Annotated in this window: 12 protein-coding genes; 11 read left to right on the forward strand and 1 reads right to left on the reverse strand. The window is 32.8% G+C overall.

What is annotated here, in order from left to right:
* The first annotated feature begins 324 nt into the window (after positions 1–324).
* From CAB05_RS17475 to CAB05_RS17495, 4 genes are all read left to right on the forward strand, one after another.
* Positions 325–780, forward strand: coding sequence for a helix-turn-helix domain-containing protein (locus CAB05_RS17475; protein WP_088002210.1), 456 nt, complete (start codon positions 325–327; stop codon positions 778–780).
* A gap of 566 nt (positions 781–1,346) precedes the next feature.
* The gene (locus tag CAB05_RS22520; protein WP_088002216.1) at positions 1,347–2,198 is read left to right on the forward strand and encodes a CPCC family cysteine-rich protein; all 852 of its coding nucleotides are present in this window, start codon (positions 1,347–1,349) and stop codon (positions 2,196–2,198) included.
* 171 nt (positions 2,199–2,369) lie between these two features.
* Positions 2,370–4,499 (forward strand): HelD family protein, encoded by a 2,130-nt coding sequence (locus tag CAB05_RS17490; RefSeq protein ID WP_088002218.1) that lies wholly within the window; start codon positions 2,370–2,372, stop codon positions 4,497–4,499.
* Positions 4,500–4,727: 228 nt separating this feature from the next.
* Positions 4,728–5,198, forward strand: coding sequence for a DinB family protein (locus tag CAB05_RS17495; protein WP_088002220.1), 471 nt, complete (start codon positions 4,728–4,730; stop codon positions 5,196–5,198).
* Positions 5,199–5,367: 169 nt separating this feature from the next.
* Here the strand turns inward: CAB05_RS17495 and CAB05_RS17500 are convergent, their stop codons facing one another.
* Entirely contained in the window at positions 5,368–6,294 is a 927-nt protein-coding gene (locus CAB05_RS17500; RefSeq protein WP_088002223.1) for a bifunctional helix-turn-helix transcriptional regulator/GNAT family N-acetyltransferase, read from the reverse strand.
* 187 nt (positions 6,295–6,481) lie between these two features.
* Between CAB05_RS17500 and CAB05_RS17505 the strand changes: the two genes are divergently transcribed.
* The 7 genes from CAB05_RS17505 (at position 6,482) to cydD (ending at position 15,106) form a co-directional block, all read left to right on the forward strand.
* A complete protein-coding gene (locus CAB05_RS17505; protein WP_088002225.1) occupies positions 6,482–7,042 on the forward strand; it encodes a GNAT family N-acetyltransferase in 561 nt (186 codons plus the stop codon).
* A gap of 196 nt (positions 7,043–7,238) precedes the next feature.
* Positions 7,239–7,952, forward strand: coding sequence for a spore cortex-lytic enzyme (gene sleB, locus CAB05_RS17510; RefSeq protein ID WP_088002227.1), 714 nt, complete (start codon positions 7,239–7,241; stop codon positions 7,950–7,952).
* Between the two features lie 12 nt (positions 7,953–7,964).
* Positions 7,965–9,305, forward strand: a complete 1,341-nt coding sequence (gene ypeB, locus CAB05_RS17515) for a germination protein YpeB (protein WP_088002229.1) — start codon at positions 7,965–7,967, stop codon at positions 9,303–9,305.
* A gap of 409 nt (positions 9,306–9,714) precedes the next feature.
* The gene (locus tag CAB05_RS17520) at positions 9,715–10,590 is read left to right on the forward strand and encodes a YitT family protein (RefSeq protein ID WP_088002231.1); all 876 of its coding nucleotides are present in this window, start codon (positions 9,715–9,717) and stop codon (positions 10,588–10,590) included.
* A gap of 408 nt (positions 10,591–10,998) precedes the next feature.
* Positions 10,999–12,393: a cytochrome ubiquinol oxidase subunit I gene (locus CAB05_RS17525; protein WP_088002233.1), complete on the forward strand. Its 1,395-nt coding sequence runs from the start codon at positions 10,999–11,001 to the stop codon at positions 12,391–12,393.
* Complete coding sequence (cydB, locus tag CAB05_RS17530; RefSeq protein ID WP_088002236.1) at positions 12,390–13,403, forward strand: cytochrome d ubiquinol oxidase subunit II; 1,014 nt, start codon at positions 12,390–12,392, stop codon at positions 13,401–13,403. Before CAB05_RS17525 ends, cydB begins: the two co-directional genes overlap by 4 nt.
* Positions 13,403–15,106, forward strand: coding sequence for a thiol reductant ABC exporter subunit CydD (gene cydD, locus CAB05_RS17535; RefSeq protein ID WP_088002238.1), 1,704 nt, complete (start codon positions 13,403–13,405; stop codon positions 15,104–15,106). The genes cydB and cydD overlap by 1 nt, the downstream gene beginning before the upstream one ends.
* Positions 15,107–15,110: the final 4 nt, after the last annotated feature.

The raw sequence follows: 15,110 nt of genomic DNA on the forward strand, positions 1-15,110 counted from the left end.
TTTTTAGTTTCATATTTAGTAACATAAAAACGAATTGTGAGTTTAGTATAATATGAAATATTGATAATGGATCAGATGTGAAAAACGAGGAAGTAGTATAAAAATAATAAAATACAGTATCACAATATAGAAATTACAAAATTAGTGGAGATTTTTTTCTGTATTTTATGTAATGAACTTTTGAAAATGAGGACAAATAAAATATGCGGATAGTGCTAGTTTTTTTATTAGCAACTATAGGTTGCATCTTGATGCGCCTATAACTATCTTTACTTTTGCTATGTACTCCTTCAATACTGGAAATAAGGAAAGGTGATGAATAAAATGATTTTTAGCGAACGATTAAAAAAGGAACGGGAAAAAAGAGGTTGGTCACAAACTGATCTTGCTGAAAAAATTCATGTTAGTCGTCAATCAGTTTCAAAATGGGAAACTGGTAAGAATTATCCGAGTATCGAAGTTATTATTGATTTGAGTGATCTATTCAGTATTACGATAGATGAAATGTTGAGGAGTGACGATGAATTGAAAGAAAAGGTAATTCGAGATAGTAAGAAATTGGCATATCCGAAATGGAAAATGTTCTTTGATAATGTAGTCCTAATAGGGACATTATTATTAGTAGCGAAACTAATTATTATAGGACTAAATCATTTTTTTGACACAAATATAATCATTCCAGATGGCTTACCAAAATTTCAATCCAATTTTTTACCATTAGCTTTAATGGTGATTGGGATCATTGGTTCGGAACAGTTAAAAAATAAATATGTTGATTAGTTAATGAAGGGTAGCTAAGGCTATCTTTTTTTAGTTTGTTCTGGACTCTTATTAGAAAATTAATTACAAACTTATATGATAGTTCTGTAACCAAATGTGATTTAATTAAATTATACAAATGATATTTAGGAGATTATTATGAATTCAATTTTTATCAAACTTAGCAATAGCTTATTTAAAAACAGGGTAAAGAAAATAGTAGTAATACAATTGATTTTGTTAATTCTTTTATTTATATTTTTTAGTTATTCCTTAAATTCCGGAATTGTAAATTATTTATATAACGCCTTTTTCCAAATTATTATAGCTTTTATAAACGTCCTATTTTGTATTGAACAATACATTCTGAAAAAGAAAGGAATAAGTATTACATACTTGATTTTAGCGATTCTTTTTGTGTATTCGGCAATCAAAAGTCTTAATTTATACTATTGATTAAAGAGTGATTATCACATACCTGGAGCAAAAAATATTGCAAAGATATAAGTGAATTTCATTTTTTACGTAATTAACAAATGTTTTAGTAGAAGAGTAAATGCATTCTTAAATGGAATAGGAGTAAAGATATGTTTCTAATAAAACAAGAACCTCTAGATATTGAGGATCCTCAGTTTGTATTCTTTGATGATGAAAAAAATACCATTGAATCTTTAGAAGGATTAAATAATCGTATATCAAACATAGAAAATATAAATCGCTATGTATTAACGGTCGAAGATGGTATGGAGTTAGTTCTGGATTTTGCAATTAACGATGAGTATATCTATTTTATTTATGATTATAGTAGAGAAAACACGGTTAAAGGTAATTTCAGAATCATTTTTGGTAATCCAGAAAATGATGAAAGTGGATGGGAAAAACTAAATAATGAAGGGTTATGGGTCCGAGTATATCATAATGATTGTGAGTCTTTTGAATTTTATTCCTCGGAGGAACTTTGCTTTGTTTTTTCAAATCCAAATAAACTAACAAATGATGAAATTTTAAAATTTTTAAATAAGATAGATACGAAAAAAGGAATCCCTTCTATTGATTATGTAAACGATGTCAATAATATGAGTTTTGTAGCTCATACAACATGGTGGAATCAGTTTAATAGAATAGAAAACAATGATCTGTATGTATTTATTTTATATACATTAAAGAAACTGAGCAAAAGGTACACATGTCCTTGTTGTGGCTATAAAACGTTAAGAGAGCTTAATAATTATGAAACTTGTCCTGTATGTAAGTGGATGGATGATGACATTCAATCGTATGATCCTGATATTTGTGGAGCAAATAAAGAATCTTTAAGAGAAGCTCAAATAAATTTTAAAGAAATAGGAAGAGCGTCTAAAACTTTTTTTCACTCAGAAAGCGAACCAACTACTAATTATGAAAAAGATATAAATTGGAAGCCTCTAACCGAGAAATAATTATAATGTTCAACTAACACAAGTTGAAGAATAAAGAGTTGCTACGGTAACTCTTTATTTTTATTCATACTATTTCTTTAAATTTTCTCTTTACTTTACTCTCATCTCTTTGATACAATTGCATTCCGTCTGAAAATTCGGTGTTCTATTTAAGTAGGGAGGTTAGGAAAAATGGAAACACAAGCATATGAAGAAGAACTTCAGCAGTTAAACACAATTATGAACGAAATTGACCGGCAGTTAACTAAGCTTGAAGGTGTCCCTATTTATACAGGGAGTGATGTAACAGAACAAGTATTAGAAGGGATACGAGAAACAAATCGTAGAAACCTTCGAATAGCCATAAATGAGCCATACTTTGGGCGAATGGATTTTCAAGAAGAAGGCAAGGAATCCGTTCCACTTTATATTGGGAAAATTGGTGTATCTGACATAGCGACCGAGGATCCGATGGTTATTGATTGGCGTGCACCTGTTGCTAGTATGTTTTATTCATTTACAGGAGGAGACGATCTCGCTTATTATGACTCTCCTGAAGGAATCATTGAAGGCTTAATTTATCTTAAGCGCAATATTGTAATCCGCAAAAAAAATCTCCAGCGCGTTGTAGATACATATATAAAAGGTAGCCAAAATGAATCCGTTACTGATGATTTTCTACTATATCGATTAAGCGAAAACAAAGATAATCGTTTAAAGGATATTGTTTCAACAATTCAATCCGAACAAAATGATATTATTCGTTCATCGAAAAACACTCCATTAATCATTCAAGGAGTTGCCGGAAGCGGAAAAACAACCGTTGCCCTGCATCGTCTTGCTTACCTAATTTATCAATATCGTGAAACGATACGTGCAGAAAAAATGATTATATTTGCACCAAATAATATGTTCCTCAATTACATTTCTAACGTGCTTCCTGAGCTGGGAGTAGGTGGTATTCAACAAACAACATTTACAGATTGGGCTTTAGCTATATTAGACTATGAAGTGGCTGCCAAAGATTCTTCAGAGAATCTGGATAAATGGTTCTCTACTGGTGTCGACCGTCCTAAAATAAACGAAAATACACCTGGTAAGTGGAAAGGCTCAATTCATTTTAAAGACTACATTGATCGTTGCATAGAAAGATATGAAGCATCAGCTGTTCCTGACAGAGATTTTGAACCATGGGACAAAATAAAAATCGAAAAAGAAACACTTCATCAATGGTTTAGTTACGAATACAAGCATTATCCATTGGCTAAACGAAGAGAACGTATTGTAGCGCGGATAAAAAAATGGATTGATGGTGAGCTAAAGAATATTGAAGAAACGAACATTAAAAAAGATAAAAAGAAAAAAGCAACTCAGTATCTAACTTCCTATATGAAGCAATGGCCTAAGCATACGGCTCTTTCATTCTATAAATCCCTATTTGTACTAACTGACAAATCAACACTGGCAGACAGTATTCCGGCAGAGATTATGAAGACGACTGCAATGAACTGCAAAAAGAAAGAGGTAGACCTAGAGGATCTCGCTCCGCTTGTCTATATTCACAACCGTCTGTATGGCATCGAGGCCCAGTACAAATATCATCATGTCATTATTGATGAAGCGCAGGATTTTTCACCTTTTCAAATTGGATTATTAAAGCAGATGGCACAAGGGAACTCATTTACCATCTTGGGAGACTTATCGCAAGCCATTCATGAGTATCAGGGTATCAAAAGCTGGGACGAATTCTTAGAGATTTTCAACCATGATCAAGTTAAATATTACGAATTAAGCAGGAGCTATCGTTCTACAATGGAAATTATTCACTTTGCTAATGAAATTATTTCGAAAGCAGAAATCCCTGTTAGTTTAGCTAATCCTGTATTTAGGAGCGGCGAAAAAGTAAAAATGATCCAAGTAGAAGATACGAACCGGATCAATTTGATTATCAAAACCATCGAGCAACTTCAACATAATAAAATGGATACAATTGCGATCATTGGTCGTACTGAAAAAGAGTGTGCACTGTTACATGACGCACTGACAGAAGCAGGTATGTCTGCTACCTTTATTCACTCAAAACAACGGAAATATGAGGGGGGCATTTCAGTAGTTCCGGTATACCTTGCGAAAGGACTTGAATTTGATGCTGTATTACTTATGGATGTAGACGAACAGCATTACGAAGCCACAAATCAAGATGCAAAACTACTCTATGTTGGATGTACACGTGCTCTACACGAGTTATGGGTGCTATATTCTGGGCGTAAATCTCCACTAATTGAGGACATTGATGTGCAGTTATTTACGAGTATGATTTAATTACAAAGATCCTCTGGTTGGACACATTTATTAGACGTACCTTTTCAAAAAAAGAGTCACATTGAGTGGCTTTTTTTTCATGTTAAATAGTTTCGCTTCTTGTCCAGACTGAGGAATAAGTTAAACTAGATCGTTACAAAATGGAGGATGTTTAATAGTAATCTAGAATCTTCATATATGATGTCATGAATGTTTTCAAAATTATAAGTGTGTAAGGAGGGGATTACTTTGAATCGAATTGACCAACTTATAAACGTACTAGATTCAACGTATGATAAGGAAAGTTGGTATGCTCCACTGAAAAATGCCATTGAAGGAATCACCGCAGAACAAGCCACTTGGAAACCGAACGGTGAAGCCACTAAAACAATTTGGGAGAACGTTAATCATCTCATTTATTACAAAGAGAGACTAGTGGCGAACATAGAAGGCCGTGAATGGCCTCATAATCTCGATGGTGATCAAACATTTTATCTCACAGATCAATCAAAGGAAGAACAAGATTGGAAGAAAGTCGTTGATCGTGTCGAAAAAGCTCACAATAGTTTAAGAGATTTACTAAGTAAAGCTTCTATTGAAGAGCTCGACAAAAATTCTCTTGAAAGCAAACTACTGGATATATTTCTTCATGATGCTTATCATACGGGGCAAATTATTCAAATTAGAAAAATGCAAGGTTTATGGCCGTCTCATCGTTGATCAACCGAGAATCCATGTAAATCATTTATAACCCAAAAATTTCTTTTATACATAGTAGAAAAATGCATTGCTTCTGGGCAATGCCTTTTTCTCAAAATGATTATCTAATGAAATATTTTCTCCGCCTAAACCAAATGGGCAAGTAGCCTAGTTTGCTGTTTTAAATAAATCAAAGTGTAAGATCTAAATCCCATCTTTCTTCAATTAAAAGTGTATCTTTCCACTCATCATTAGGTTTTTCTTCAGTTAATGTAAATTGGTACTTTTTATAGAGATGGCGAGCTGCTTCTAATGTGCTAACTGTCCATAAAAATACATGATCATACTTCTGTTCCCTACAAAAGCCAAGGGCTGTCTCAATTAGATTTTTCCCAATTCCCATTCCTTGATAGTTTTCATTTAGAATAAACCATCTAAGTTGTGCAATTTGATCACTGAATTTAGTAATCGCAATTGATCCTACTATTTCTCCGTTTACTTCAGCGACCCATAATTCTCCACCATCATTATTTTTGAGGAAATCTGTTAAGCCCTTCATCACGTAATATTCAAAGATTTTTCCAAATTGATATGTTGGTGACGTATATATTTTTCCGTGTAGATAAGCAACGTAACCAACATCCCCAGGTGAAAAAGGACGAATACTGACTTTAGGTTTGATAGAGCTACTTTCTGTGAAAATCGTTTCAATTGTTTCCATAGAAGTAACTAGTTTAGTAATGCTATGCTCAGATATGTTTTTGATCATTGTGTCTACACCACTGTTTGCATTTTGAACTAAGTCATTATAAATATTAATTCCATGCTCGGTTAAATAAAGACTATATTGACGCTTGTCTTTAGTAGATTGCTTTTTAATCATGATTTTTTCATCTTCAAATCGTTGAATAATACGGCTCAAATACCCACGGTCAATCCCTAAGTTTTCTTGGATTTCCGTTGCAGTACAACCGTTTCTATAATGAATTTCTGTTATGACCCGAGCTTCTGTTAATGGAAAAGGTTTATGATAAATCTTCTGGTCAATCTTACCTAATAGATTTGCATAAAATCTGTTAAACTTACGAATTTTCTCTACAAAATGAATAGACCCCACGGATAATCTCCTTAATATTTTGAATTTTATACCAATTATCTATAATATAATACGGTTAGTTGACAAAGTCAACTAACTAAATGTGTTTCTATCTCACTTTTAAAACTCAAAATCGATTATAATCATTTATATGGAAGTTTATGGTATTTAATAAAATGACTATTTTATTGGGCGTGGAGAGTGCTAGATGAATATGAATGTTATTTTTAATGAACTACCTGTATTAAAATCAGAAAAAATCGTATTAAGTAAAATCGAAGTTGACCATATTGAAGCATTATTTGCAATTTATGATAATGAAGCAGTTTTTAAGTACTGTGGTATTATTCCAAAGCATAATAAGGCAACTGTAAAAAAAATGATTGAACATTTTGAGCGTGATTTCGGAAAGAAAACGAGAGTTAAGTGGGGAATATTTACAAACGATGAGTTAGTTGGAATCATTGAAGCTTTTGATTTTAATCAAAAAGTGAATATGGTGACAATAGGATATTATTTAGCTGAAGAATATTGGGGCTGTGGAATTGCAACAGAAGCGGTAAGTGTACTACTGGCATTTTTATTTAATGAAGGAAAAGTAAACAGAATTCAGGCAGAAGTAATGCTACAAAATGAACTATCTAAAAAAGTTTTACAGAAAAATGGATTTTTAAAAGAAGGTACACTTAGACAAGCAACAATATGGTCAGGAAAAGGAATAGTAGATTTAGAAATATACAGTATATTAAAAGAGGAATATCTTAAATAAGTAGAGTTAAATAGAAGAATTTTTATCAATATCCTAATTATAAACAAGATCTCAAGATGCAAATTGAGGTCTTTTTTTTGTATTGTTTTTTTTAAATTCCACCGAAAAATCAAAAGCTTTATAAGGTAATTACATAAATTGGTAATGTTTTGAAAAAAATACTTTTACATAGACTCATAATTTTAAGGAGGATAAAATGCGGAAACAATTTTTTTTAAAAGGTCCGTTGATTTATTTCATTATTTTCGTTTTGTTTTTTTTAGACAATGATCAAATCGTAAAGGTAAGTGCTTTTTCAAATCAAGTAATCCAAATGGGCGCAGTTGGTGAAGACGTAATTGAACTTCAATCACGACTAAAATATAACGGCTATTATACAAGTAAAGTAGATGGTGTTTTTGGTTATAACACATACTGGGCTCTAAGAAACTTTCAAAATAACTTTGGACTACCAGTAGATGGGATTGCTGGTGCGAAGACAAAGGCAATGCTAGTGAAAGCAACAAAATATGAAAAAACTGGCACGAGTGCTGGTTCAAACGTACCAAGTGGGTATTCACAAAATGATATCCAGTTAATGGCAAATGCAGTTTATGGGGAATCTCGAGGGGAGCCATATATTGGGCAAGTTGCAGTAGCCGCGGTCATATTAAACCGAGTTGGAAATTCAGCTTTCCCTAACACAGTATCAGGTGTAATTTTTGAACCAGGTGCGTTCACTGCAGTAGCAGACGGTCAAATCTATTTAACGCCAAATGAAACTGCTAAGAAAGCTGTATTAGATGCAGTAAATGGATGGGATCCAAGTGATAATGCACTTTATTACTTTAATCCTAAAACTGCAACAAGTGCTTGGATTTGGAGTCGCCCACAAATTAAAACAATCGGTAATCATATTTTTTGTAGATAGGAGGTAGGTTCTATGTTGAAAGGAATATTAATTGGTGTGCTATCAATTGGTCTAATTGGAACAGCTTTTTGGGGTTATTCAGAGCACAATGAAAAAAGAGCCGTTAAGATTCAGGCAGAAAATAATTATCAACGAGCATTTCATGAACTAACTTATGAAGTAGATTTACTTCATGATAAGATTGGTGACACTTTAGCAATGAAGTCAAAAACATCATTGTCTCCTGCATTAGTAGAAGTTTGGGGTCTCACATCACAAGCACATTCAAATGTAGGACAACTTCCTTTAAGATTATTACCTATTAATAAAACAGAAGAGTTTTTAAGTAATATTGGTGATTTTAGTTATCGGACTGCTGTTCGTGACCTTGATAAGGAGCCATTAAGTGAAAAAGAGTATGATACACTTCAAAGGCTATACGAAAATTCAGCTGAAATTCAAGGTGAGTTAAGAAAAGTACAGCATTTGGTCTTTGAAGATAAATTAAGATGGATGGATGTAGAGCTTGCATACGCAAAAGAACAAAATCCAAAAAATAATGCCATAATTGACGGATTTAAATCAGTAGAAAGTAGCGTTGCTTCGTACTCGGATGCAAATATGGACCCGGCTCTTACAAATTTCAAAGTGAATCGCAATAATCTTGCGAATGTAAAAGGTGAAAATATTACGAAAAGCCAAGCTAAAGAAATTGCAAGGAAGTTTCTTGAATTGAATGGTTCGGAGAAAATAAAAGTTAGTCGTACCGGAGAAAAGCTAAAGGATCATTATTATAGTTTAGAAATTACTGATCCAAAACAGAAAAATGAAATTTATATGGATATTACGGAAAAAGGTGGCTATCCACTTTGGGTGATTAGTAATCGTGAAATAGGAAAGCAAAAAATTGATTTAAATAAAGCTTCTCTAAATGGATTGAAGTTTTTAGAGAGAAATAAATATCCAAATATGGAGCTTTTCCAAAGTTCACAGTATGACACAATCGGTGTTTTTACGTATGTTTCAAATATTAATGGTGTTAGAATCTATCCGGAATTAATTACAATGAAGATTGCGTTAGATGATGGAAGTATTGTTGGATTTTCAGCTAAAAACTATTTAGCAGCGTACACGAAAAGAAAAATTCCAGAACCTAAAATTTCGATTGAGGAAGCACGTAAAAGCGTGAATTCTAATATGAAAATAATGGAGGAAAGAAAAGCCATCATATTAAACAAGTTAAACCAAGAAATACTTTGTTATGAATTTGTTGGCATAAGGGGTAACGACACCTACCAAGTCTTTATTAATGCAAATACAGCTGTTGAGGAACAAATTAAAAAACTTAATAATGTCATAGAAAACTTTGATTAATAAGATAGAAAAACCTTAGAACTTAACTAAGGTTTTTCTTTTTTTAGGCTCTATTTATATTAATTGTTGATTTTAGCTAAATATATTAAGAGTATGAAAAGAGAATAGCCGGAAGAGAGTAATTGGAATGGAAGGTGCGAAGACTCCTATGGGAGATGCGGGAAACTTGAGACCCCGGAGGCTTGCCGAGAAGGCTCAGGTCGCACCCCATGGAAAGCGAAGTACCTGGAATGGAAATCAACATTCTTCTTTTTTAACAGAACCTTTTTTTTTTTTTTAATATCATAATGAAGTTTTATAAGAGACTTTGATTGATTAAGAATTAGAAAAGAATAAAATGAGAACTTTTGAGAACATTAACTATATGTTTTATTTGGAAAAGAAAAAAATACTCAGGACGGAACTGTATATGACAGAAATAAATCCTACAAATCGAAAATCAAAAAAAGTAAAGATTTTAAAGAATGCAATCGCAATGTGTGTTGGGGCAATTCTCGTAGCAGTGGCATTAGAAATTTTTTTAGTACCTAATGACGTTATTGATGGAGGTATTACAGGAATTTCTATTATGATTTCAAATCTAACAGGTTTACCATTAGGAATTTTTATATTTGTTTTAAATATTCCTTTTTTCTATTTAGGTTATAAGCAAATAGGAAAAACCTTTGCGTTTTCAACTATTTTCGGAATCATTGTATTATCGTATTTTACGTCAAGATTTCATCCTGTACCTCCATTTACAGACGATATACTACTTGCAACAATTTTTGGAGGAATTATTCTTGGTATTGGAGTTGGACTGGCAATTCGATATGGTGGAGCCTTAGATGGAATTGAAATACTGGCTATCATCATTAATCAAAAGATTCCCTTTTCAGTCGGTCAAATTATATTAATCTTCAACCTATTTATTTTAGGAACAGCAGGTTATGTTTTTACATGGGATAGAGCAATGTATTCAATTTTAGCCTATGTTATTGCATTTAAAACGATTGATATTGTCGTAGATGGTTTAGAACAATCAAAATCTGTTTGGATTATTAGCGACAAAAGTATTGAGATAGGTGAAGCGATACTATCAAGATTAGGTCGTGGTGTTACATATATTAATGGTGAAGGAGCTTTTTCAAGGGATGATACAAAAGTAATCTTTTGTGTTGTCACACGACTAGAAGAAGCAGAAATAAAGGATCTAGTCGATGATATTGATCCAACTGCATTTTTAGCAATTGCGGATATTGCTGAAGTAAGAGGAGGTAGATTTAAAAGTAAAGCAGCACATTAAGAAGAAAATGGATGGATTTCTTCTAAATTGGAGTTTATCAATTTAAAGTAACTGAATAAAAGACCATTTCGCATATCGTGGAATGGTTCTTTTTATGTTTTTAAAAGATTCAGCAACATTGGGTACAAGTAAAAACTATATGTAAGTTTAGTTGATTAATTGCTAAGCAATATGGAAATTTATAAATATCAACAAATTTGTGAAGAATGTCACAAAATAGACAACGAACTGACAAAAAGTAGACATATTATCTTGAGGCAAGACGAAATATCAGAAGTAAACTATAGATAAGAACATAAATGGTTAAAGGATCTAAATTGAAGTTGATTTGCTCTAACGTTGTTCTAATTATTTTAGTTAAACTTATGATACTTTGTGAAAAAGTTTCATAATAAAGGAGGAAGTATTGTGAGCGTGTTAGAACTTGCACGATTGCAGTTTGGTTCGACTACGGTTTTTCACTTTTTATTTGTACCACTTTCAATAGGTTTAGCATTTATGGTTGCATGTCTAGAGACATTATATGTTTATCGTAAAAATGAAACTTATAAAAAATTAACAAAATTCTTTGGGCACTTATTTTTAATTAACTTTGCTGTAGGTGTAGTGACAGGTATTATTCAAGAATTCCAGTTTGGCATGAATTGGTCTGAGTATTCACGTTTTGTAGGTGATGTTTTTGGTGCACCTTTAGCAATTGAAGCACTTTTAGCATTTTTTATGGAATCGACATTTCTAGGGATTTGGATATTTGGATGGGATCGTCTTCATAAGAAAGTACATTTAATGTGCATTTGGTTAGTATTTTTTGGTACGTTGATGTCTGCGTTTTGGATATTGGCGGCAAACTCATTTATGCAAGAACCTGTAGGTTTTACGATTAATAACGGTCGTGCAGAAATGAATGATTTCTTTGCACTCATTACAAATCCTCAACTTATAGTTGAGTTTCCACATACTATTGCTGGTGCCTTAGCTACAGGTTCATTATTTGTTGCAGGTGTTAGTGCATATAAAATTTTAAAAAAACAAGAAACTGAATTATTTAAAAAGGCATTTAACCTTGGAATGATCGTTGCTTTAGTTGCTGGTATTGGTATAGCGTTTAGTGGTCACTCACAGGCTAAGCATCTAATGGAGTCTCAACCAATGAAAATGGCCGCAAGTGAAGGTCTATGGGAAGATAGTGGAGATCCAGCAGGTTGGATGGTTTTTGGATTAATCGATTCGAAAAATAAAGAAAATAAGTTTGAAGTTGAGGTTCCTTACTTATTGAGTTATCTTGCTTATGAAAAATTTGAAGGTAAAGTACCTGGGATGAATACATTGCAGGCCGAATATGAGAAATTATATGGTCCAGGTAACTATATTCCGCCTGTTAATACGACATTCTGGAGCTTTAGAATTATGGCTGGAGCAGGTATGGTAATGATTCTGATGTCATGCTTGGGCTTAATGTATAGCTACCGTAAGAAGTTAGAGTCAAAGAATTACTTCCTAAAGGCAACAATATTTTTAATATCTTTACCGTTTATTGCTAACTCAGCTGGTTGGATTATGACGGAAGTAGGACGACAACCATGGACAGTCTTTGGATTAATGACAACTTCTGCTTCTGTTTCACCTAATGTTACAAAAGGTTCATTAATTTTCTCCTTAACAACATTTACAACAATGTATGCAATTTTAGCAGCGGTTTTAGTTTACCTCTTTGTTAAGGAAATAAAGAAAGGAACGGATCACGGTGTAAAAGATAATGAATCAAACGTTGATCCATTTGCAAGGGAGGCTTCAATCCTATGATTGAACTGAATGAATTATGGTTTTTACTTGTATCAATATTATTTATAGGCTTCTTTTTCTTAGAGGGCTTCGATTTTGGTGTAGGTATATCTACAAAGTTACTTGCTAAAAATGATACAGAGAGAAGAATCTTAATTAATACAATCGGTCCGTTTTGGGATGCGAATGAGGTATGGTTATTAACTGCAGGTGGTGCAATTTTTGCAGCTTTTCCACACTGGTATGCGACAATGTTTAGCGGGTACTATATTCCATTTGTATTCGTATTGATGGCATTAATTGGTCGTGGCGTCGCATTTGAATTTAGAGGGAAGGTTGACAGTCCTAAGTGGGCAAAAACATGGGATTGGGTCATTTTTTTAGGAAGTTTATTACCACCATTCTTATTTGGCGTTTTATTTACAAGTATACTACGCGGAATGCCAATTGATAAAAATATGAATATAACTGCTAGCTTTTCAGATTATGTAAATACTTATTCAGTAGTTGGCGGTGTAACAGTTACACTATTATGTTTACTTCATGGTGTGTTGTTCTTAACGTTAAAAACGGTGGGAGATCTAAGGTCTCGTGCACGAGCATTTGCTAGGAAATTAATCGTACCTGTACTTATTTCATTAATCATATTTACTGTTTTATCATATTTCGAGACTGATTTATTTACAGTTAGAGCTCATATTACATTACCACTAATTTTATGCATCGTTGTAGCATATGTACTTGCGGCATTTTTTATCTCTAAACAGAGAGATGGTTGGTCATTTGCAATGACAGGTTTAGGTATTGCATTAACAATTAGTACTTTATTTACTGCATTGTTTCCAAGAGTGATGGTGAGTTCAATAAAAAATGCATATGATTTAACTGTTTACAATGCATCTTCGGGTCCGTATTCATTAAAAGTTATGACAATCGTTTCGTGTACATTATTACCATTTGTACTCGGATACCAGATTTGGAGTTACTATGTGTTTAGAAAACGTGTAGACGAGAAGGATTTGACATATTAATGGGAAAAAATTTGCTTAAGTATAATGGAATGTCGAAATTACTCATTCTATTAGTTGTGTTAACCGTTGTACAAGGGACGGCCATAATCGTTCAAGCATATATGCTTTCAAAAGCAATTGTCGGTTTATTTAATGGGAAAAGTAGTAGCGAAATATTTTACGCTACTATTTTCTTCATTATCGCTTTTATATGTCGTTATATTATCAATTCAATAAAACAAAAGTATTCTGAACGTTTTGCTGATCTTGCTGTCAGTGAATTAAAAATGAAAGTTCTTGATAAGCTTTTTAAGCTCGGCCCTAGATTTACTAAAAAAAATGGGACTGGAAATATAGTTACATTAATAATGGAAGGATCAGTTCAATTAAAACAATATTTAGAGATTGTTCCTGCTAAAATGATTAACCTAGCAATTATTACGCCACTGGTTGTATTATATATTTTCTTTGTTGATAAACTTTCCGCCATTATTTTAATCGTTACTTTTCCAATACTAATTGTATTTATGATCTTACTAGGCTTAGCCGCCAAGAAGAAAGCAGATAAACAATGGAAGGTATATCGACTTTTATCGAACCATTTTACTGACTCATTAAGAGGACTAGAGACTTTAAAATATTTAGGGATTAGTCGTAATCATATTCATCAAATTGATCATGTGAGTGAGCGTTATCGTAAAGCTACCATGAGCACTTTAAAAGTTGCTTTTTTATCGTCATTTGCGCTCGACCTTTTTACGATGCTTTCAATTGCTACAGTTGCAGTATTTTTAGGGTTGCGATTAATTGAAGGTGAAATACTTTTTAGTCCAGCACTAACAATTTTAATTCTTGCACCTGAATATTTTTTACCTGTACGTGAAGTAGGAACGGATTATCATGCAACTCTGAATGGTCAAGAAGCAGGTAAAGCGATGCAAGCTGTTTTAGAGGAACATGAATTTACTGATTCTATAGATACAACGATTGAAGATTGGAAAAGTCATAGTTTTCTTAAATTAAAAGATATTACGGTAGAAATTGATAAAGATACTCCAGTCGTATTGAAAGATATAAACGTGAGTTTTAATGGCTTTCAGAAAATAGGAATTGTAGGTGAAAGTGGTTCGGGCAAATCGACTCTTATTGATTTGATTGGTGGATTTCTAGAACCTTCAAAAGGCGAGATAAATATTTCAGGTAAAGACTTTTCACACCTGCAATTAAAAGATTGGCAAAAACAATTACTATATATTCCACAACACCCCTATATTTTTTCTAAAACTTTAAGCGAAAATATTCGTTTTTATCAACCGAATGCGTCAATGGAAGAAGTAATAAAAGCATGTGAAGAGGCTGGTTTATCATCATTATTAAACGAATTACCTAACGGTTTAGAAGAGAAAATTGGAGAAGGTGGAAGGAGTTTAAGCGGTGGTCAAAACCAGCGTATAGCGCTAGCGAGGGCATTTCTAGAAAAGAGGCAAATCCTACTTCTAGATGAACCCACAAGTCATCTTGATATTGAAACAGAGTTTGAGTTAAAAAAAACAATGCTTACTTTGTTTGAAAATAAATTAGTCTTCTTAGCAACACATAGACTTCATTGGATGAAGGATATGGATCTGATACTAGTTATGAAAGAAGGTAATTTAGTAGAAGTTGGTACACATAAAGAATTAATGACTAAAAATGGGCACTACTGTCACTTAATTACTAGTTAGAAGG

It is taken from the genome of Gottfriedia solisilvae (genome assembly GCF_002128405.1).
Lineage (GTDB): Bacteria > Bacillota > Bacilli > Bacillales > Bacillaceae_G > Gottfriedia > Gottfriedia solisilvae.

Coding starts and splice junctions, on each gene's coding strand:
- CAB05_RS17475 (WP_088002210.1), top strand. CDS start 325: ATGATTTTTAGCGAACGATTAAAAAAGGAACGGGAAAAAAGAGGTTGG.
- CAB05_RS17505 (WP_088002225.1), top strand. CDS start 6,482: ATGAATATGAATGTTATTTTTAATGAACTACCTGTATTAAAATCAGAA.
- CAB05_RS17520 (WP_088002231.1), top strand. CDS start 9,715: ATGACAGAAATAAATCCTACAAATCGAAAATCAAAAAAAGTAAAGATT.
- cydD (WP_088002238.1), top strand. CDS start 13,403: ATGGGAAAAAATTTGCTTAAGTATAATGGAATGTCGAAATTACTCATT.
- ypeB (WP_088002229.1), top strand. CDS start 7,965: ATGTTGAAAGGAATATTAATTGGTGTGCTATCAATTGGTCTAATTGGA.
- sleB (WP_088002227.1), top strand. CDS start 7,239: ATGCGGAAACAATTTTTTTTAAAAGGTCCGTTGATTTATTTCATTATT.
- CAB05_RS17490 (WP_088002218.1), top strand. CDS start 2,370: ATGGAAACACAAGCATATGAAGAAGAACTTCAGCAGTTAAACACAATT.
- cydB (WP_088002236.1), top strand. CDS start 12,390: ATGATTGAACTGAATGAATTATGGTTTTTACTTGTATCAATATTATTT.
- CAB05_RS22520 (WP_088002216.1), top strand. CDS start 1,347: ATGTTTCTAATAAAACAAGAACCTCTAGATATTGAGGATCCTCAGTTT.